This is a genomic window from Enterobacter sp. PL_is514, assembly GCF_055816715.1.
This window is the reverse complement of record NZ_JBVPGN010000030.1, coordinates 60954-80158: the sequence shown is the minus strand read 5'-3', so window position 1 is coordinate 80158 and position 19205 is coordinate 60954. Positions and strand designations below refer to the sequence as shown.

The 19205-nt window shown below is 56.0% G+C and carries 23 protein-coding genes; 18 read left to right on the top strand and 5 right to left on the bottom strand.

What is annotated here, in order from left to right:
- Positions 1 to 54: 54 nt before the first annotated feature.
- The 10 genes from folC (at position 55) to hisP (ending at position 9292) form a co-directional block, all read left to right on the top strand.
- A complete protein-coding gene (folC, locus tag AC0TNG_RS09640) occupies positions 55 to 1323 on the top strand; it encodes a bifunctional tetrahydrofolate synthase/dihydrofolate synthase (protein WP_032646627.1) in 1269 nt (422 codons plus the stop codon).
- Positions 1313 to 2011 (top strand): cell division protein DedD, encoded by a 699-nt coding sequence (dedD, locus tag AC0TNG_RS09635; protein ID WP_148770464.1) that lies wholly within the window; start codon positions 1313 to 1315, stop codon positions 2009 to 2011. Before folC ends, dedD begins: the two co-directional genes overlap by 11 nt.
- A gap of 229 nt (positions 2012 to 2240) precedes the next feature.
- Positions 2241 to 2729 carry a colicin V production protein gene (gene cvpA / locus AC0TNG_RS09630; protein WP_000262116.1) on the top strand — a complete coding sequence of 163 codons (489 nt, stop codon included), beginning with the start codon at positions 2241 to 2243 and terminating at the stop codon, positions 2727 to 2729.
- 33 nt (positions 2730 to 2762) lie between these two features.
- The gene (gene purF / locus AC0TNG_RS09625) at positions 2763 to 4280 is read left to right on the top strand and encodes an amidophosphoribosyltransferase (RefSeq protein ID WP_024908947.1); all 1518 of its coding nucleotides are present in this window, start codon (positions 2763 to 2765) and stop codon (positions 4278 to 4280) included.
- Positions 4281 to 4369: 89 nt separating this feature from the next.
- Positions 4370 to 4939, top strand: a complete 570-nt coding sequence (locus AC0TNG_RS09620; protein WP_473702116.1) for a UbiX family flavin prenyltransferase — start codon at positions 4370 to 4372, stop codon at positions 4937 to 4939.
- A gap of 291 nt (positions 4940 to 5230) precedes the next feature.
- Positions 5231 to 6013 (top strand): lysine/arginine/ornithine ABC transporter substrate-binding protein ArgT, encoded by a 783-nt coding sequence (gene argT / locus AC0TNG_RS09615; RefSeq protein WP_023312560.1) that lies wholly within the window; start codon positions 5231 to 5233, stop codon positions 6011 to 6013.
- A 226-nt stretch (positions 6014 to 6239) separates the two neighbouring features.
- Positions 6240 to 7022, top strand: a complete 783-nt coding sequence (gene hisJ / locus AC0TNG_RS09610) for a histidine ABC transporter substrate-binding protein HisJ (protein WP_024908950.1) — start codon at positions 6240 to 6242, stop codon at positions 7020 to 7022.
- 88 nt (positions 7023 to 7110) lie between these two features.
- Positions 7111 to 7797, top strand: coding sequence for a histidine ABC transporter permease HisQ (locus AC0TNG_RS09605; RefSeq protein WP_024908951.1), 687 nt, complete (start codon positions 7111 to 7113; stop codon positions 7795 to 7797).
- Complete coding sequence (locus AC0TNG_RS09600) at positions 7794 to 8510, top strand: ABC transporter permease (RefSeq protein ID WP_008502590.1); 717 nt, start codon at positions 7794 to 7796, stop codon at positions 8508 to 8510. Before AC0TNG_RS09605 ends, AC0TNG_RS09600 begins: the two co-directional genes overlap by 4 nt.
- Positions 8511 to 8518: 8 nt before the next feature.
- A complete protein-coding gene (hisP, locus tag AC0TNG_RS09595; protein ID WP_010433274.1) occupies positions 8519 to 9292 on the top strand; it encodes a histidine ABC transporter ATP-binding protein HisP in 774 nt (257 codons plus the stop codon).
- Between the two features lie 99 nt (positions 9293 to 9391).
- Here the strand turns inward: hisP and AC0TNG_RS09590 are convergent, their stop codons facing one another.
- The 4 genes from AC0TNG_RS09590 to yfcG all read right to left on the bottom strand — a co-directional run bounded on the left by AC0TNG_RS09590 (position 9392) and on the right by yfcG (position 11935).
- A complete protein-coding gene (locus AC0TNG_RS09590; protein ID WP_248272514.1) occupies positions 9392 to 9910 on the bottom strand; it encodes a GNAT family N-acetyltransferase in 519 nt (172 codons plus the stop codon).
- A 44-nt stretch (positions 9911 to 9954) separates the two neighbouring features.
- Entirely contained in the window at positions 9955 to 10848 is an 894-nt protein-coding gene (locus tag AC0TNG_RS09585; RefSeq protein ID WP_032646624.1) for a TIGR01777 family oxidoreductase, read from the bottom strand.
- Between the two features lie 13 nt (positions 10849 to 10861).
- Complete coding sequence (folX, locus tag AC0TNG_RS09580; RefSeq protein WP_023312555.1) at positions 10862 to 11230, bottom strand: dihydroneopterin triphosphate 2'-epimerase; 369 nt, start codon at positions 11228 to 11230, stop codon at positions 10862 to 10864.
- Between the two features lie 75 nt (positions 11231 to 11305).
- On the bottom strand, positions 11306 to 11935 hold the full coding sequence (yfcG, locus tag AC0TNG_RS09575) for a GSH-dependent disulfide bond oxidoreductase (RefSeq protein ID WP_024908954.1): 630 nt from the start codon (positions 11933 to 11935) through the stop codon (positions 11306 to 11308).
- A 140-nt stretch (positions 11936 to 12075) separates the two neighbouring features.
- On the opposite strand from yfcG, the gene yfcF reads away from it, so the two are divergent.
- Genes yfcF through yfcD form a run of 3 tightly spaced genes read left to right on the top strand, consistent with a single transcriptional unit; the run spans position 12076 to position 13938 of the window.
- The gene (gene yfcF / locus AC0TNG_RS09570; RefSeq protein WP_032646620.1) at positions 12076 to 12720 is read left to right on the top strand and encodes a glutathione transferase; all 645 of its coding nucleotides are present in this window, start codon (positions 12076 to 12078) and stop codon (positions 12718 to 12720) included.
- 56 nt (positions 12721 to 12776) lie between these two features.
- Positions 12777 to 13328, top strand: coding sequence for a phosphodiesterase (yfcE, locus tag AC0TNG_RS09565; protein ID WP_024908956.1), 552 nt, complete (start codon positions 12777 to 12779; stop codon positions 13326 to 13328).
- A gap of 55 nt (positions 13329 to 13383) precedes the next feature.
- Entirely contained in the window at positions 13384 to 13938 is a 555-nt protein-coding gene (yfcD, locus tag AC0TNG_RS09560; protein WP_024908957.1) for an NUDIX hydrolase YfcD, read from the top strand.
- 3 nt (positions 13939 to 13941) lie between these two features.
- Here yfcD and AC0TNG_RS09555 read toward each other — a convergent pair whose 3' ends face one another.
- Positions 13942 to 14961 carry a LacI family DNA-binding transcriptional regulator gene (locus AC0TNG_RS09555; RefSeq protein WP_024908958.1) on the bottom strand — a complete coding sequence of 340 codons (1020 nt, stop codon included), beginning with the start codon at positions 14959 to 14961 and terminating at the stop codon, positions 13942 to 13944.
- Between the two features lie 234 nt (positions 14962 to 15195).
- Here AC0TNG_RS09555 and AC0TNG_RS09550 point away from each other — a divergent pair, with 234 nt between their 5' ends.
- The 5 genes from AC0TNG_RS09550 (at position 15196) to AC0TNG_RS09530 (ending at position 19178) form a co-directional block, all read left to right on the top strand.
- Positions 15196 to 15639, top strand: a complete 444-nt coding sequence (locus AC0TNG_RS09550) for a PTS sugar transporter subunit IIA (protein WP_024908959.1) — start codon at positions 15196 to 15198, stop codon at positions 15637 to 15639.
- Between the two features lie 80 nt (positions 15640 to 15719).
- Positions 15720 to 15992 (top strand): PTS sugar transporter subunit IIB, encoded by a 273-nt coding sequence (locus tag AC0TNG_RS09545; RefSeq protein WP_024908960.1) that lies wholly within the window; start codon positions 15720 to 15722, stop codon positions 15990 to 15992.
- A gap of 21 nt (positions 15993 to 16013) precedes the next feature.
- Positions 16014 to 17405 carry a PTS ascorbate transporter subunit IIC gene (locus AC0TNG_RS09540; protein ID WP_023312548.1) on the top strand — a complete coding sequence of 464 codons (1392 nt, stop codon included), beginning with the start codon at positions 16014 to 16016 and terminating at the stop codon, positions 17403 to 17405.
- Entirely contained in the window at positions 17402 to 18232 is an 831-nt protein-coding gene (locus tag AC0TNG_RS09535; protein WP_024908961.1) for a transketolase, read from the top strand. The genes AC0TNG_RS09540 and AC0TNG_RS09535 overlap by 4 nt, the downstream gene beginning before the upstream one ends.
- Complete coding sequence (locus tag AC0TNG_RS09530; protein WP_090419965.1) at positions 18225 to 19178, top strand: transketolase family protein; 954 nt, start codon at positions 18225 to 18227, stop codon at positions 19176 to 19178. The genes AC0TNG_RS09535 and AC0TNG_RS09530 overlap by 8 nt, the downstream gene beginning before the upstream one ends.
- The last annotated feature ends 27 nt before the right edge of the window (positions 19179 to 19205 follow it).

Below are 19205 nucleotides of genomic sequence, written 5' to 3'. Positions count from 1 at the left end.
GGCCGGTTGGCGCTGCCCTTTTGCTTTCTAATCTGTTAATGACAACCGGGCATTATGGAAAATAAAAGCATTCCCCAAGCCACGTCGCCCCTGGCCGCGTGGCTTTCTTATCTGGAAAACCTGCACAGTAAAACCATCGATATGGGGCTTGAGCGCGTAAGCCAGGTCGCCGCGCGTCTTGATGTGCTCAAACCGGCACCTTTCGTGTTCACCGTCGCGGGGACCAACGGTAAAGGCACGACCTGCCGCACGCTGGAATCTGTCCTGATGGCCGCGGGTTACAAAGTTGGCGTGTACAGCTCGCCACACCTGGTCCGCTATACCGAGCGCGTTCGTGTGCAGAACCGCGAACTGCCGGAATCGGCGCATACGGCGTCGTTCGCGGAAATTGAAGCCGCACGCGGTGAGATCTCATTAACCTATTTTGAATACGGCACCCTGTCGGCGCTGTGGCTGTTCAAACAGGCGCAGTTGGATGTGGTGATTCTTGAGGTTGGCCTCGGCGGACGTCTTGATGCGACCAATATGGTGGATGCGGACGTGGCGGTAGTCACCAGCATCGCGCTGGACCATATCGACTGGCTGGGACCGGATCGTGAAAGCATTGGCCGCGAGAAGGCCGGTATTTTCCGCGCAAACAAACCCGCCGTTGTCGGCGAGCCGGATATGCCGCATACCATTGCTGACGTGGCGAACGAGAAGGGCGCGCGTCTGCTGCGCCGCGACGTTGACTGGCAGTACGAGGTCCAGGATAACGGCTGGCGCTTTAGCGACGCGCAGGGCGCGCTCGACAACCTGCCGCTGCCGCAGGTACCGCAGCCGAACGCAGCAACCGCGCTGGCGGCACTGCGCGCCAGTGGCCTCACGGTCAGCGAGCAGGCGATCCGCGACGGCATTAAGAATGCGCTGTTGCCCGGGCGTTTCCAGATAGTTAGCGAGTCACCGCGCCTGATTCTGGACGTAGCGCATAACCCCCATGCGGCGGCGTATCTCGCGGGACGTCTCAATTCGTTACCAAAAACCGGGCGCGTGCTGGCGGTTATCGGTATGCTTCATGATAAAGATATCGGCGGGACGCTGGCCTGCATGGAGAGTGTGGTCGATAGCTGGTATTGTGCTCCTCTGGAGGGGCCGCGCGGCGCGACGGCTGAGCAACTGATGGAACATCTCGGCAAAGGCGCAATCTACAGTAGCGTGGCTCAGGCCTGGCATGCCGCGATGGCGGATGCTAAACCAGAAGATACCGTGCTGGTGTGTGGGTCATTCCACACGGTGGCACATGTCATGGAAGTGATGGACGCGGGGAGAACCGGTGGCGAGTAAGTTTCAGAACCGTTTAACAGGAACCATTGTGCTGGTCGCGCTCGGGGTGATTATTCTCCCGGGTCTGCTCGACGGGCAGAAAAAGCATTATCAGGATGAGTTTGCCGCTATTCCGCTGGTGCCAAAACCGGGTGACCGCGATGAGCCGGATATGCTGCCCGCGGCGACGCAGGCGCTGCCTGCTCAGCCGCCGGAAGGGGCGGCGGAAGAGGTGCGTGCAGGCGATGCCGCCGCACCATCGCTCGATCCGTCTCGCCTGGCGGCAGCGAGCAACAGCGATATCGATCCGGTGCCGGTCGAGCAGCCTAAACCGGTTGAAAAACCGAAGCCAGTTGAGAAGCCGCAGCCGAAACCGCAGCGGGATAAAGCCGCAGAACAGCTAGCCGCGGCGTCAGAGACACCTCCGCCAGCAAAACCGGCGCAGCAGGATGCCGCTGCCCCAACGGGTAAAGCCTACGTGGTGCAGCTTGGTGCGCTGAAAAACGCCGATAAGGTCAACGAGGTCGTGAGCAAACTGCGCAGTGCGGGATATCGTGTTTACACTTCACCTTCCACGCCGGTGCAGGGTAAAATTACCCGTATCCTCGTGGGGCCAGAAGCGTCCAAAGATAAGCTTAAAGGTTCGCTCGGTGAGCTGAAGCAGATCTCCGGCCTGAGCGGTGTGGTGATGGGCTACAGCGCGAACTGATAAGATCTTACCCATTCCCGGAATGGTTTGCTCCCTCTCCCTTGAGGGAGAGGGTTGGGGTGAGGGGGGAGCAGACGTCCACAGAGACGTCAAATGGACCGTGGCGTTGAACATTTTTTCAGCGCCTTTTTTATTTACGCGCGGGAAGGAAATCCCTACGCAAACGTTTTCTTTTTCTGTTAGAATTCGCCCCGAACTGGATGACAGGGCGTTAAATCGTGGGACACATATGGTCTGGATTGATTACGCCATCATTGCGGTGATTGGTTTTTCCTGTCTGGTTAGCCTGATCCGTGGCTTTGTTCGTGAAGCGTTATCGCTGGTGACATGGGGTTGTGCTTTCTTTGTTGCCAGTCATTACTACACTTACCTGTCTGTCTGGTTCACGGGCTTTGAAGATGAACTGGTCCGAAATGGAATCGCTATCGCGGTGCTGTTTATCGCAACGCTGATTGTCGGCGCTATCGTGAATTACGTGATAGGTCAGCTGGTCGAGAAAACCGGTCTGTCAGGAACGGACAGGGTGCTCGGGATCTGTTTCGGGGCATTACGAGGCGTGCTGATTGTGGCCGCGATCCTGTTCTTCCTGGATACCTTCACCGGGTTCTCCAAAAGCGAAGACTGGCAAAAATCGCAGCTCATTCCAGAGTTCAGCTTCATCATCAGATGGTTCTTTGACTATCTGCAAAGCTCGTCAAGTTTTTTGCCCAGGGCATAAACCCTGAGATGTGGCTTAACGAGGAAAAGACGAATGTGCGGTATTGTCGGTATCGCCGGTTTCATGCCGGTAAACCAGTCGATTTATGACGCGTTAACGGTGCTTCAGCACCGTGGGCAGGATGCTGCGGGTATCATCACCATTGATGCAAACAACTGCTTCCGTTTACGTAAGGCGAATGGCCTGGTAAACGATGTGTTTGAAGCCCGCCATATGCAGCGTCTGCAAGGTAATATGGGGATCGGTCACGTTCGTTATCCTACTGCTGGCAGTTCCAGCGCCTCTGAGGCACAGCCTTTCTACGTCAACTCACCGTATGGCATTACCCTTGCTCATAACGGCAACCTGACCAACGCGCATGAGCTGCGTAAAAAGCTGTTCGAAGAGAAACGTCGCCACATTAACACCACCTCTGATTCTGAAATCCTGCTCAATGTGTTCGCCAGCGAGCTGGATAACTTCCGTCACTATCCGCTGGAAGCAGACAACATTTTTGCCGCGATTGCCGCGACAAACCGTCAGATCCGCGGCGCGTACGCCTGCGTTGCGATGATCATCGGTCACGGTATGGTCGCCTTCCGCGATCCTAACGGCATTCGTCCGCTGGTGCTCGGTAAGCGCGACCTCGGCGATGGCCGTACTGAATATATGGTTGCCTCTGAGAGCGTGGCGCTGGATACCCTGGGCTTCGAATTCCTGCGCGACGTTGCGCCGGGCGAAGCGGTCTACATCACCGAGAAGGGCCAGCTGTTTACCCGCCAGTGTGCCGACAACCCGGTCAGCAACCCGTGCCTGTTTGAATACGTTTACTTTGCCCGTCCGGATTCCTTCATCGACAAGATTTCCGTCTACAGCGCGCGCGTCAACATGGGCACCAAGCTGGGCGAGAAGATTGCTCGCGAGTGGGACGATCTCGACATCGACGTGGTGATTCCTATCCCGGAAACCTCCTGCGATATCGCGCTGGAGATCGCCCGCATTCTGGACAAGCCATACCGTCAGGGCTTCGTGAAGAACCGCTACGTTGGCCGCACCTTTATCATGCCGGGGCAGCACCTGCGTCGTAAGTCCGTGCGCCGCAAGCTGAACGCCAACCGCGCGGAATTCCGCGACAAGAACGTTCTGCTGGTGGATGACTCCATCGTTCGCGGCACCACCTCTGAGCAGATTATCGAGATGGCGCGCGAAGCGGGTGCGAAGAAAGTCTACCTGGCCTCTGCTGCGCCGGAGATTCGCTTCCCGAACGTGTACGGCATCGATATGCCAACCGCCAACGAGCTGATCGCTCACGGCCGTGAAGTAGATGAAATTCGCCAAATCATCGGTGCCGACGGCCTGATTTTCCAGGATCTGAACGATCTCATCGACGCGGTGCGTGCCGAGAACCCGGAAATTCAGCAGTTTGAATGCTCCGTGTTCAACGGTATTTACGTGACCAAAGACGTTGACCAGCAGTACCTCGACTATCTTGATTCGCTGCGTAACGACGATGCGAAAGCCGTCCAGATGCAGAACGATCTCGAAAGTTTAGAGATGCACAACGAAGGTTGATGCTCCGGCAGGTGAGGGCGAATGCCCTCACTTGCAACTCCCCGCAAAATCCTGCACAGTCTGCCCTGAAATCAGTAAGGGCGAAAATCATGAAACGACTCATTGTTGGGCTCAGCGGCGCCAGCGGCGCGATTTACGGCGTACGTCTGTTACAGGTTCTGCGTAACGTGGCGGAAGTCGAGACCCATCTGGTGATGAGCCAGGCGGCGCGTCAGACCCTCTCTCTGGAAACCGATCTCTCCCTGCGCGATGTTCAGGCAATGGCGGACGTGGTTCACGATGCCCGTGATATCGCCGCCAGCATCTCCTCAGGCTCGTTTAAAACGGCTGGCATGGTTATCCTGCCCTGTTCAATTAAAACGCTCTCCGGCATTGTGAACAGCTATACCGACACCCTGGTCACGCGCGCGGCGGATGTGGTGCTGAAGGAGCGTCGTCCTCTGGTGCTCTGCGTGCGGGAAACGCCGCTGCACCTTGGCCACCTGCGTTTGATGACCCAGGCCGCGGAGCTGGGAGCCATCATCATGCCGCCGGTACCGGCATTTTATCATCGCCCGACCTCGCTGGATGACGTGATTAATCAGACCGTTAACCGCGTGCTGGATCAGTTTGACATCGACCTGCCTGAAGATCTCTTCACCCGCTGGCAGGGTGCCTGAATCTGTGCACAAACCAGGTGCATGAAAAGACAAGTTGCCCTGTTTCAGGGCAATTATGCAACGGCGATCATATCCTCGACATTTAATTCGTTTTTTCCCTTTTTCTCTCTCCGGTTCGTTCGGCAGACCTGCTATCTTTCACCATTAAGGCAGTATCGCAACGTTTTATTAACATATTTAACGTCGAAGTTTTGACCAGACGGCAATGTGGCATAAGACCTGCAAGATGAAGCCTGCAACACAACACACAACACAATACATAATAAAATCACGGTACTTGAGGGTAAATGTATGAAGAAGACGGTTCTGGCTCTGTCTTTGCTCGTGGGGTTAAGTGCGGCAGCAGGTAGCTACGCAGCGCTTCCACAGACGGTTCGTATCGGTACAGACGCAACCTACGCGCCATTCTCTTCCAAGGATGCGAAAGGCGATTTCGTTGGGTTTGATATCGATCTGGGAAATGAAATGTGCAAACGCATTGCGGTGAAATGCACATGGGTGGGCAGCGACTTTGACGCGTTAATCCCGTCGCTGAAAGCCAAGAAAATCGACGCCATTATCTCTTCTCTCTCCATCACCGAAAAACGCCAGCAGGAGATTGCCTTCTCTGACAAGCTCTACGCCGCGGATTCTCGCCTGATTGCGCCAAAAGGCTCCCCGATTAAGCCCACCATCGACTCGCTGAAAGGCAAGCATGTTGGCGTGCTTCAGGGATCGACCCAGGAAGGTTATGCCAATGCCACCTGGCGTGAGAAGGGTGTCGACGTGGTGGCTTACCAGAACCAGGATCTGATCTACTCTGACCTGGCGGCAGGCCGTCTGGATGCGGCATTCCAGGATGAAGTCGCCGCGAGTGAAGGCTTCCTGAAACAGCCTGCGGGGAAAGACTACGCGTTTGCGGGCCCGTCGGTGAAAGACAAAAAATACTTTGGTGACGGCACCGGTATTGGCCTGCGTAAGGATGATACCGAGCTGAAAGCCGCCTTCGACAAAGCCTTTGCAGAGCTGCGTAAAGACGGTACTTACGACAAACTGGCGAAGAAATACTTCGACTTCAACGTATACGGTGAATAATACCTGGCGATAACGCACCGGAAAGGTGCGTTACGGGAACGGTTGACCCAATACGGTGCGCTCGTTGCACCGTATTGGATCGCTTTGTGCATACTTACGCATTTATAATGCAAAAATTCCCGCCTGAAGGGCATTAGTCTTTGCCTGTCAGAGGGAATTAATGGCACATTAGCACCACCCCGTCGTCGTAAAAATCCCGTATGAAGACAGTTTGTTGAGGACAAATATGAAAAAACTCGTGTTGTCACTATCTCTGGTGCTGGCCTTTTCCAGCGCTACCGCGGCATTCGCAGCCATTCCGCAGAAAATTCGGATCGGTACCGATCCCACCTATGCGCCGTTCGAATCGAAGAATTCAAAGGGTGAACTGGTTGGTTTTGACATCGATCTGGCCAATGAGCTGTGCAAACGCATCAAAGCACAGTGTACCTACGTTGAGAACCCGCTGGATGCGCTGATCCCGTCCCTGAAAGCGAAAAAAATCGACGTGATCATGTCCTCCCTCTCCATCACCGAAAAACGCCAGCAGGAGATTGCCTTCACAGACAAACTCTACGCGGCCGATTCTCGTCTGGTGGTGGCTAAATCGTCTGACGTTCAGCCAACGCTGGAGTCCCTGAAAGGTAAACGTGTCGGCGTGCTGCAGGGCACTACCCAGGAAACCTACGGTAACGAACACTGGGCGCCGAAGGGGATTGAAATCGTCTCCTATCAGGGCCAGGAAAATATCTACGCTGACCTGACGGCAGGCCGAATTGATGCGGCATTCCAGGATGAAGTCGCGGCAAGCGAAGGCTTCCTGAAAACGCCTGTCGGTAAAGATTACAAGTTTGGCGGCCCGTCCATTAAGGACGTGAAGCTGTTTGGTGTGGGTACCGGTATGGGCCTGCGCAAAGAAGACAACGAGCTGCGTGAGGCGCTGAACAAAGCGTTTGCTGAAATGCGCGCTGACGGCACCTACGACAAGCTGGCGAAAAAGTACTTTGATTTTAATGTTTACGGCGGCTAATCGCCCCGTCAAATAACGTGCGGCCCCTCCCTACGCGGGAGGGGGAAAGACACGGTTCCACCACTCACGATACGACAGGGCTCGCGGTATGCTGTACGGATTTTCTGGCGTTATTTTACATGGCGCGCTTGTCACCCTTGAGCTGGCTATCAGCTCCGTGGTGCTGGCGGTGCTGATAGGTCTGGCAGGCGCAGGGGCGAAGCTTTCGGCTAACAAACCGCTGGCGCTAATTTTTGAAGGCTACACCACGCTTATTCGCGGCGTTCCCGATCTTGTGCTGATGCTGCTTATCTTTTACGGTCTGCAGATTGCGCTGAACAGCGTGACGGACGCGATGGGCATGGGACAAATTGATATCGACCCGATGGTGGCCGGTATTATTACCCTCGGTTTTATCTACGGTGCCTACTTCACCGAAACCTTCCGCGGTGCTTACATGGCCGTGCCGAAGGGGCACATTGAGGCGGCAACCGCATTTGGTTTTACCTCTTCACAAACGTTTCGTCGGATTATGTTCCCGGCCATGATGCGTTACGCGCTGCCGGGCATCGGCAACAACTGGCAGGTTATCCTCAAAGCGACAGCGCTGGTCTCGCTGCTCGGTCTGGAAGACGTCGTGAAAGCGACTCAGCTGGCGGGCAAGAGCACCTGGGAGCCGTTTTACTTTGCGGTGGTCTGCGGCGTGATTTATCTGGTCTTTACGACCGTCTCCAATGGTGTGCTGCTTCTGCTCGAGCGTCGCTACTCCGTGGGTGTGAAGAGGGCTGACCTGTGATTGAGATTATTCAGGAATACTGGAAATCGCTGCTGTGGACAGATGGCTACCGCTTTACCGGCGTGGCGATTACGCTCTGGCTGCTGATCTCCTCCGTGGTGATGGGTGGCATTCTGGCGGTGTTTCTTGCCATTGGCCGCGTGTCGAACAATAAATTTATCCAGTTCCCGATCTGGCTGTTTACCTACGTGTTTCGCGGTACGCCGCTGTACGTACAGCTGCTGGTGTTCTATTCGGGGATGTATACGCTTGAGATCGTAAAAGGCACTGAGATGCTGAATGCGTTCTTCCGCAGCGGTCTGAACTGTACGGTGCTGGCGTTGACGCTCAACACCTGCGCCTATACCACCGAGATTTTCGCGGGAGCCATTCGTTCGGTTCCGTACGGTGAAATTGAGGCGGCGCGCGCGTACGGCTTTTCCTCAGTGAAACTTTATCGCTGCATTATTCTGCCGTCGGCATTGCGTATCGCGTTACCGGCGTACAGTAACGAAGTGATTTTGATGCTGCACTCCACCGCGCTTGCCTTTACCGCGACGGTGCCGGATCTGCTCAAAATCGCGCGCGATATTAACTCCGCGACCTATCAGCCGTTTACCGCGTTTGGCATTGCGGCGGTGCTCTATTTAATTATCTCTTATGTTTTGATTAGCCTGTTCCGTAAGGCTGAAAAACGCTGGTTGCAGCATATAAAACCTTCTTCGACGCACTGAGAAAGATGATGGCTGAGAACAAATTAAACGTTATTGATTTGCACAAACGCTACGGCGAACATGAAGTGCTGAAAGGGGTGTCGCTGCAGGCTAACGCAGGCGATGTAATCAGTATCATCGGTTCATCCGGCTCGGGTAAAAGTACTTTCCTGCGCTGCATTAACTTCCTCGAAAAGCCGAGCGAAGGCTCGATCGTGGTGAGCGGGCAGAACATCAACCTGGTGCGTGACAAAGACGGCCAGCTGAAGGTGGCGGATAAACACCAGCTGCGCCTGCTGCGTACGCGCCTGACGATGGTGTTCCAGCATTTTAACCTCTGGAGCCACATGACGGTGCTGGAGAACGTGATGGAAGCGCCGGTTCAGGTACTGGGGCTGAGCAAGCAGGAAGCCCGCGAGCGTGCGGTGAAATACCTTGCGAAAGTGGGTATCGACGAGCGCCAGCAGATGAAATACCCGGTGCATCTCTCCGGCGGTCAGCAGCAGCGTGTCTCCATCGCGCGCGCGCTGGCGATGGAACCCGAGGTGCTGCTGTTCGACGAACCGACCTCCGCGCTCGACCCGGAACTCGTTGGCGAAGTGCTGCGCATCATGCAGAAGCTGGCTGAAGAGGGCAAAACGATGGTGGTGGTGACGCACGAGATGGGCTTCGCCCGTAACGTCTCGAACCACGTGATTTTCCTGCACCAGGGGAAAATTGAAGAGCAGGGGCATCCGGACGAGGTGCTGGCGAACCCGCAAAGCCCACGTTTGCAGCAGTTCCTGAAGGGGTCGTTGAAGTAGGTTTGCCTTTCTCCCTCTCCCTGTGGGAGAGGGGCGGGGTGAGGGCATCAGGCCGCAGTACAGCCCAATCGCCCGGTGGCGCTTCGCTTACCGGGCCTACTAATTCTGTTGCTGGCCGGCATACTCCAGCCGATAGACCCAATCGTCATAGCGCACGCCGTCAATTTCATACGCCTTTTCCAGCTCCTGCGTACGCACAAACCCGGCTTTCTCCAGCACGCGCACCGATCCGCCGTTGTCCGCCAGCACGTACGCGTTAATCGCCTTCACGCTGGTCTGGTTGAACGCATAATCACACACCGCGCGCAGCGCCTCGCTGGCGATACCTTTCCCTTGCGCGGCAGGTACAACCGTATAGCCGATATCGGCCTCCTCACGATTCTCAGGGCTGATTTGCAGGCCAATATCGCCAAGCGGCGTATCATCATCCCGGGCGCGAATGACAAACACATGAGCAGCAGCGAGTCGCGCGGCAAACACGCGTCGGGTCTCTTTTTCTGGCGCGATGGCGGCCATGTAGCGCATGATACGGCGATCTTCACGCAGCGAGCGGAAGAAGGCCCAGTCAGTGGGTTCGAAAGGGGTGAGGTAAAGCCGGGGAGTGGTGATCGTTGCCATTGTGACGCCATATTTTCGGAACATGGCCTGTCACTGTAACATATTCACCGCACCACATCCCCCAGCGCCTCTTCTAATTCATACCAGCGGAACGCAAAGCCGGCCGCTTCCAGCCGTTTTGGCAGCGCCCGCTGCCCGCCTAATACCAGTACAGACGCTTCTCCCATCAGCAGACGAATGACCGTGGCAGGCACGCGCAGTATCGCCGGACGGTGCAGGGCATGCCCCAGCGCGTGGGCAAACTGTTCATTACGCACTGGATACGGCGCAACCATGTTAAACGGTCCGCGCAGATCGTTATCCAGCAGCCAGAGAATACCGTTGACCATATCGTCGATATGGATCCACGCCATATATTGACGGCCATTACCGATGGGACCGCCGAGTCCGAGCCTGAAAGGGGGAAGCATCTTCGCCAGGATGCCGCCTTTCGGCGCGAGGACGACCCCGGTCCGCAGCAGGCAGACGCGGGTACGATCGCTTTGCGCCGCACAGGCGATACGCTCCCACTGGGCGCAAAGTTTATGGGTAAACTCGTTATGGGGTGGTTCTTCCTCGGTCACCACCACCTCGCCGAGATCGCCGTAATAGCCCACCGCTGAACCCGAAATCAGCACTGAAGGTGGGGTGTGGCTATTACGGATCAGCTCGACGAGCTTTTCGGTAATGTTCCACCGGCTGCTGCATAACAGCTGTTTTTGCTCTTCCGTCCAGCGCTTATCGGCGATGGGTTCACCCGCGAGGTTAATGACGGCGTCGAAACCGTCCAGATTTTGCTGCTCAGCCAGATTTTTCCAGATATCGACACCCGCCCCCAGCACCTGACGCGCTTTCTCCGGGCTGCGCGTGACTACGGTGATGTCGTGATGCAAGGCCTGCAGACGCGCAATGAGGTGACGACCAATCAGGCCTGTCCCGCCGGTCAGCAAAATCTTCATACAACCTCCAGGTTTACGCCTGGCGCCGCCAGCTTAACGTCATGGAGACGGAATCGGCGTAGCGCAGGGCGTGAAGTTTATCGATCTCAACTTCAGCATAAGTGACCCAGTGATGTTCGCGTGCGATATCGAGCACATCCTGAGTTAATTTTTCCAGCAGGGAGAAGCGGTTATTCTCCACGTACTGAATGATGTTTTTGGTTATTGTGCGGTAGTTAAGCGCGTCGTTGATGTCTTCGCTGGCCCGCGCTTTATCTGCGGGGTAGTGAATCACCACGTTAATGACAATATCCTGACGGTTGGCGATCTCTTCCTCTTTGATACCGATGAAGGTACGCAAGCGTAAATTTTTTATACGAATAATGGCGTCTGGCTGTGACATTGCAGGTCTTCTCCGTGTCAGTATTTCCTGCTCATAATACATGAGAGGCTCGCAGGCACCCAGCCTCATAGAGGGTTAAATCTGCTGGATTTTTTGCATCGCCCGCTCGGTCGCCGGGCGGGTCCGGATGCGCTCAAACCAGTTGTTCACCGCCGGGTAAGAGGCCAGGTCAATTCGGTGTTTTTCATGCGTATTCACCCAAGGCCAGCAGGCGATATCGGCAATGCTGTAATGATCCCCCCCGAGCCACGGCGTTTTCTTCAGCCGACGGTTCAGAACGTCATAGAGCCGCTGCGTCTCGACCTGATAGCGTTCTATCGCATAGGGAATGGGCTGCGGGGCGTAAGCGGTAAAGTGATGGTTTTGACCCAGCATGGGCCCCAGCCCGCTCGCCTGCCAGAAGAGCCACTGCAGGGTATGGTGACGCTCACGCAGCTCGCCGCTCAGCAACTTGCCGGTTTTCTCTGCCAGATAGAGCAAAATTTCACCGGATTCAAACAGGCTCAACGGTCTGCCCCCGTCCGCCGGATGGTTATCAATAATGGCCGGGATTTTATTATTCGGCGAGATAGCCAGAAAGAGAGGGCTGAACTGTTCGCCCTTGCTGATATCCACGCGAATGATCCTGTAATCCAGCTCGGCTTCTTCAAGAAAGAGGGTGATCTTATGGCCGTTTGGGGTAGGGGCGTAATAAAGGTCGATCATTCTCAACTCCTGTCCATGCGAAGAGTGGTGCCATGACAAATGAGTATAGGTGGTTGTTGTAAATCGTGAGTTTTCATCAAGTGACAGCGAGGCAAAGAGATTATATGTTGAGTAAAAACCGATCAGCCTATGAGGATGTTATGAACCAGCCCGTCATCACGTTGTGGTCCGATGCGAATTTCTTTTCTCCCTATGTTATGAGCGTATACGTTGCGCTGGCCGAAAAAGGGCTCACGTTTACGCTGAAGACCGTTGATCTCGACGGCGGTGAACATCTTAAACCGCAGTGGCAGGGTTACGATCTGACCCGACGCGTGCCGGTGCTGGAGATTGACGGTTTTGCCCTGAGCGAATCCTCGGCGATTGATGAATATCTGGAAGATCGGTTCGCGCCGCCGGAGTGGGAGCGCATCTATCCTCACGATCTGCAAAAGCGCGCCCGGGCGCGACAGATCCAGGCGTGGTTGCGAAGCGATCTGGTACCGATTCGCGTCGAACGCTCGACGGACGTCGTGTTTGCCGGGGTGAAAAAACCAGCTCTCAGCGCAGAAGGTGCAGAAAGCGCGCAAAAACTCATTGAAACAGCCACCTCGCTCCTCGCACACGGCAACCCGAACCTGTTCGGCGAGTGGTGCATTGCTGATGCCGATCTGGCGTTGATGCTAAACCGCCTGATCCTCAATGGCGATGAGGTGCCGCAGCTGCTGGTGGATTATGCCGCGTTTCAGTGGCAGCGCGCCTCCGTGCAGCGCTATGTGGCACTCTCGGCTAAGCGTGCGGGCTGATAAGCCCTGACGCTTCAGGTATGATGGGGGCAGTCTGTTTTCCCGAGGAGTGACTGATGAAACTGATGTTTGCGTCGGATATCCATGGATCGCTGCCCGCTACCGAGCGTGTCCTCTCCCTGTTTGCACAAAGCGGCGCGCAGTGGCTGATTATTCTGGGTGACGTGCTCAATCACGGCCCGCGCAACGCGCTGCCGGAAGGCTACGCCCCTGCGCAGGTCGCGGAAAAGCTCAACCCGTATGCCTCGCGCATCATCGCCGTTCGCGGCAACTGCGACAGCGAAGTGGACCAGATGCTGCTGCATTTTCCCCTTACTGCGCCGTGGCAGCAGGTGCTGCTGGAACAAAGCCGACTGTTTCTGACTCATGGGCATCTTTTTAGCCCGGATAATCTTCCGGCGCTCGCGGCTGGCGATGTCCTGGTTTACGGTCATACTCATATTCCGGTTGCTGAAAAGCGCGGTGAGATTTATCACTTCAACCCGGGTTCGGTCAGTATCCCGAAAGGTGGGTATTCTGCGAGCTATGGCATGCTGGATGGAAATACCCTGAGTGTTATCGCACTTAATGATCAGCAAGTTATTGCGCAAGTAGCGATTAATCCGTAAGTTACACCTCAACTGCAAACGCGCCGAAAGAGCGCTTAGAAGAGAAGGTTTCCCGATGGTGGAGCAGAGTCATTTGGCAAGTAAAGAGTGGGTTGACATTGTCAGCGAAGAGAATGAAGTGATCGCGCAGGCCAGCCGCGAACAAATGCGTGCGGAGCGTCTGCGCCACCGCGCAACGTACATCGTTGTGCATGACGGGATGGGCAAAATTCTGGTCCAGCGCCGTACGGATACCAAAGATTTTCTCCCGGGTATGCTGGATGCCACTGCAGGCGGTGTTGTCCAGGCAGATGAAGTGCTGCTGGATTCCGCACGTCGTGAAGCAGAAGAAGAGTTAGGCATTGCCGGTGTGCCGTTTGCCGAGCACGGTCAGTTCTATTTTGAAGACGAAAACTGCCGCGTCTGGGGCGGGCTGTTTAGCTGCGTTTCTCACGGCCCGTTTGCCCTTCAGGAAGAAGAGGTGAGTGAGGTCAGCTGGATGACGCCGGAAGAGATCACCGCGCGCTGCGACGAGTTCACGCCGGATTCGTTAAAAGCGCTGGCGCTCTGGATGAGCCGCAACGCCAATAACGAATCGACAAAATCAGAGAAAGAGGAAGAGGCTGAGTAAGCTTCAGCAACTCTCTCTCAGACACAGACTGGACGCGATGGGCTTTTGATCGCGCCAGTCTCCGCCATTCAGGCGCTCCAGTAACGCTTTCCCGGCTTCAATTCCAATCTTACGATGCGGCACCGCCATGGTCGTCAGCGGCGGCTGACAGACGCGGCTCACGTCGCTATCGCCAAAGCCTACTACCGCCAGATCGTCCGGTACTTTGATTCGCCTGCGCTGGCACTCATACAGCGCGCCGCACGCCAGCTCGTCAGAGACGCACACCAGCGCATCCAGCTCCGGCCAGGCCAGCAGGAACTCGGGCAGCTGTGCTGCACCGGTCGAGAAGCTCGGCGGCATCGCAGCGTTAATGACCCGGTTCGGCGACATATGGTGGCGAAGCATGGCTTTGTACCAGCCCTGCAGATGCTGCTGGAAAATCCACTGTTCCTGGTTGGCGCACAGCAGGCCTATGTTTTGGTAGCCGCGCTTAATCACCATTTCCGTGAGTTCATACATGGCCGCCACGTTATCAATCCCGATATTCATATCAATCGGATCGGCGCGCATGGCACCCATCTCCATCACCGGGATAGAGGCATTTTTCAGCCAGTGGCGAACGGTGTCGGTATGTTCAACGCTGAGCAGGATAGCGGCGGCAATATTCGACGCCAGAAGCGTCTCCAGCAACTTCTCCTCCTGCTCAAGACGATGCTGGGATTCTGCCAGCATGATCTGATATCCGGCAGGCTGTAGCACCTGCTGTAGCCCGGCGAACATCTCCGAGCAGCCGGCTTCGGAGAGGTTGGGCACTACCATGGCTATCGTCCATGACGACGCCGAGGCCAGCGCGCTGGCGGCAAGATTAGGCATATAACCCAGCTCCTGCACGGCAGCTTCAATTTTTTCACGTAGTTTATCGGAAACCTGTTCGGGCGTGCGGAGTGCACGGGACACGGTCATCGTGCCCACACCGGCAAGCTGTGCGACATCGGCGAGTGTCACTTTACCAGTACTGCGCCGTTTTCGGGTTAGAGACATACACCTTCCTGCTGACCAGACGCGTTCTTCTTTTCCTTCGTTTCACGTGACAGGCAGTATACGCCTTAAATCCCTTTTTTTGCTGTGATTTAGCAACGTGATTGCAATTTGATAGCGCTATCACATTTCTGCATGATAACGATTGGTAGCGCTATCTTTGTGATAGCGATCACAGTCAATCACTGATGCGTTGAATAAAGTTTGCTCATCTTAAGCGTGTCGCGGGAGTGAAAAGTGCTCAAAAAATGGATATATGATACAACCATCACGCTGCAGGAGAGCGTGGAAGGCTGGCCGCAGGCGCTGGAGCTGTGCGCGAAGCCGCTGCTGGATTTGCAGGTGATTGAGCCTGAATACGTCACCGCCATCATCCAGCAGCACCACACGTTAGGACCCTATTATGTGCTGGCACCAGGGCTGGCGATGCCGCATGCGCGGCCGGAGGAAGGCGCCAAAGGACTGGGGTTGTCGTTATTAAAACTAAAACAGGGCGTCTCGTTTGGTGCCGGTGAGTTTGACCCTGTCGACGTCATTATTATGCTCGCGGCACCCGACAAAAATAGCCATATCGAGATGATCTCGTCGCTGGCAGAGTTATTTTCCAGCGATACCGATATGGACGAACTGCATCAGGTGAATACCCTGGAGGAAATTAAAACGATTATTAACCGCTTCTGATTTAATTCTTTAATCCGGTTTTTCACAACATTACGCGTCAGCGTGATGGGGCGTACTCTACTCAAAATAAGGGGACAACAATGAAAATCATGGCTATTTGTGGTTCTGGCCTGGGCAGTAGTTTTATGGTCGAAATGAATATTAAAAAGGTGCTCAAAAAGCTGGAGATTGAAGCTGAGGTTGAACACTCCGATCTCTCCTCGGCCACGCCGGGCGCGGCCGATCTGTTCGTGATGGCAAAAGACATTGCCGCCAGCGCCAGCGTGCCGGAAAGCCAGCTGGTGGTGATCAACAACATCATCGACATTAACGAACTTGAAGCGCAGCTGCGCGGCTGGTTCGAAAGACAATAACCCTGATAAGGCGAGGTGGATATGTTTATCCTTGAAACGCTGAATTTCGTTGTTGATATTTTAAAAGTCCCTTCGGTGCTGGTCGGTTTAATCGCGTTAATCGGTCTGGTTGCGCAGAAAAAAGCGTTTTCCGACGTGGTGAAAGGGACCATTAAAACCATCCTGGGCTTTATTGTGCTGGGCGGCGGCGCTACGGTGCTGGTCGGGTCATTAAATCCCTTAGGCGGTATGTTTGAACATGCCTTTACTATCCAGGGCATCATTCCAAACAATGAAGCGATAGTGTCCATTGCGCTGGAAAAATACGGTGCAGCGACCGCGCTGATTATGGCCTTCGGGATGGTGGCGAATATTATCGTCGCCCGCTTTACCCGCCTGAAGTATATCTTCCTGACCGGACACCACACGTTTTATATGGCGTGCATGATTGGCGTGATCCTGACGGTGGCGGGCTTTGAGGGCGTGGGGCTGGTCTTTACCGGCTCGCTGATCCTCGGCCTGATCATGGCCTTCTTCCCGGCGATTGCCCAGCGCTACATGAAGCGCATTACCGGCAATGATGAGATTGCCTTCGGCCACTTTGGCACGCTGGGCTACGTGCTGTCCGGCTGGATTGGCAGCAAGGTCGGTAAAGGCTCCCGCTCAACTGAGGAGATGAACCTGCCGAAGAACCTGAGCTTCCTGCGCGACAGCTCGATCTCCATCTCCCTGACCATGATGATCATCTACCTGATCATGGCGGTGAGCGCCGGGCGCGAGTACGTGGAGGCCACCTTCAGCGGCGGTCAGAACTACCTGGTCTACGCCATCATCATGGCGATTACCTTTGCGGCGGGCGTGTTCATCATCCTGCAGGGCGTACGCCTGATTCTGGCGGAAATCGTTCCGGCCTTTACCGGCTTCTCGGAAAAACTGGTGCCGAACGCGCGTCCTGCGCTGGACTGCCCGGTGGTCTATCCCTATGCGCCTAACGCGGTGCTGATTGGCTTCCTGTTCAGCTTCCTCGGCGGGATTGTGGGGTTGTTCATCTGCGGTCAGTTTAGCTGGGTGCTAATCCTCCCGGGCGTGGTGCCGCACTTCTTCACCGGCGCAACGGCGGGCGTGTTTGGTAACGCCACCGGCGGACGTCGCGGGGCGATGATTGGCGCTTTTGCTAACGGCCTGCTGATTACCTTCCTGCCGGTCCTGCTGCTGCCGGTACTCGGCGCCATTGGCTTTGCCAACACCACCTTCTCTGACGCCGACTTCGGCGCGGTCGGGATTGTGCTCGGCAACCTTGCACGCTTCCTGTCGCCGCTTGCTATCACCGGGCTGGTCGTGGCGCTGTTCGCGCTGCTGGTGGCGTACAACGTCTTCGCGAAAAACAAACCTGCGGGCGGTAACGCGCAGGAAAACACCGGAGCCAAATCATGAATGAGAAAGAGATAACCGAACTCGCGCGTCAGATTCGTCTTGAGACGCTGAAATCCCTGACGCAGCTGGGCTTTGGCCACTACGGGGGCAGCATGTCGGTGGTCGAAACCCTGGCCGTGCTGTACGGCGCGGTGATGAAAATCGACCCGGCGGATCCGGACTGGCCGGAGCGAGACTACTTTGTCCTGTCGAAAGGCCATGCGGGCCCGGCGCTCTACAGTACCCTGGCGATCAAGGGCTACTTCCCGACAGAAGAGCTGAGCACGCTAAACCAGAACGGCACGCGGCTGCCCAGCCACCCGGACCGCCTGAAAACGCGCGGCGTGGACGCCACCACCGGTTCGCTGGGGCAGGGGATTTCCATCGCGGGCGGCATGGCGCTGTCGCACAGGCTGGCCGGGCGACCGAATCGGGTCTTCTGCATCGTCGGCGACGGCGAGCTGAACGAAGGGCAGTGCTGGGAGGCGTTCCAGTTTATTGCCCACCATCGCCTGAATAACCTGACGGTATTTGTAGACTGGAACAAACAGCAGCTCGACGGCGAGCTGGACGAGATCATCAGCGCGTTTGACCTGGAGGGCAAATTCCGCGCCTTTGGCTTTGATGTGGTGACGGTGAAGGGGGACGACATTCCTGTGCTGCTGGAGGTGACGTCGCGGGTTCCGGCTGCTGATGCGCGTCCGTTAGTCGTCATCCTCGACAGTATCAAAGGGCAGGGTGTGCCGTATCTGGAGCAGCTCAGCAACTCGCACCACCTGCGATTGACCGCAGAGAGCAAAGCGGCCCTCAACGAGACGATTCGCCAACTGGAGGCTTCACATGATTAAGGTTGCACCGGCAGGACAGAAAGACGCCGTTGAGATGCGTAAAGTTTACGCTGGCTTCGTGGCAAAACAGATTGAGGCCGGAAGTGACATCATTGCGCTCGAAGCAGACCTGATGAGCTCGATGGCGATGGACGGCGTGGCGCGCGATTATCCGCAGCACGTGATTAACTGCGGCATTATGGAGGCCAACGTCATTGGCACCGCGGCGGGGCTGTCGCTAACCGGACGCAAGCCGTTCGTTCATACCTTTACCGCGTTTGCCAGCCGCCGCTGTTTTGATCAGCTGTTTATGTCCCTGGACTATCAGCGCAACAACGTGAAGGTGATTGCCTCGGATGCGGGCGTGACGGCCTGCCACAACGGCGGAACGCATATGTCGTTTGAGGATATGGGCATCGTACGCGGTCTGGCCCACTCGGTGGTGCTGGAGGTGACCGACGCGGTGATGTTTGAGGACGTGCTGCGCCAGCTTATCGACCTCGAAGGCTTCTACTGGGTGCGGACCATCCGTAAGCAGGCGCCGAGCGTGTATGCACCGGGTTCCACCTTCACCATCGGCAAAGGCAACGTGCTGCGTGAAGGAACTGATATTACCCTGATTGCCAACGGCATCATGGTGGCGGAAGCGCTGGAGGCGGCGCGCCAGCTGGAGCAGGAGGGCGTCAGCGCGGCGGTCATCGACATGTTTACCCTGAAGCCCATCGACCGGATGCTGGTGAAAAACTACGCCGAGAAAACCGGACGCATCGTCACCTGTGAAAACCACAGCATTCACAACGGCCTGGGGTCGGCGGTGGCGGAAGTGCTGGTGGAAACCTGCCCGGTGCCGATGCGGCGGGTGGGCGTCAAGGAGCGCTACGGTCAGGTAGGGACGCAGGATTTCCTGCAGAAGGAGTATGGCCTGACGGCACATGACATTGTGTCGGCGGCGCGCGAGCTGCTGTAAATAAAAAAGGCGACCGGTTAAGTGGTC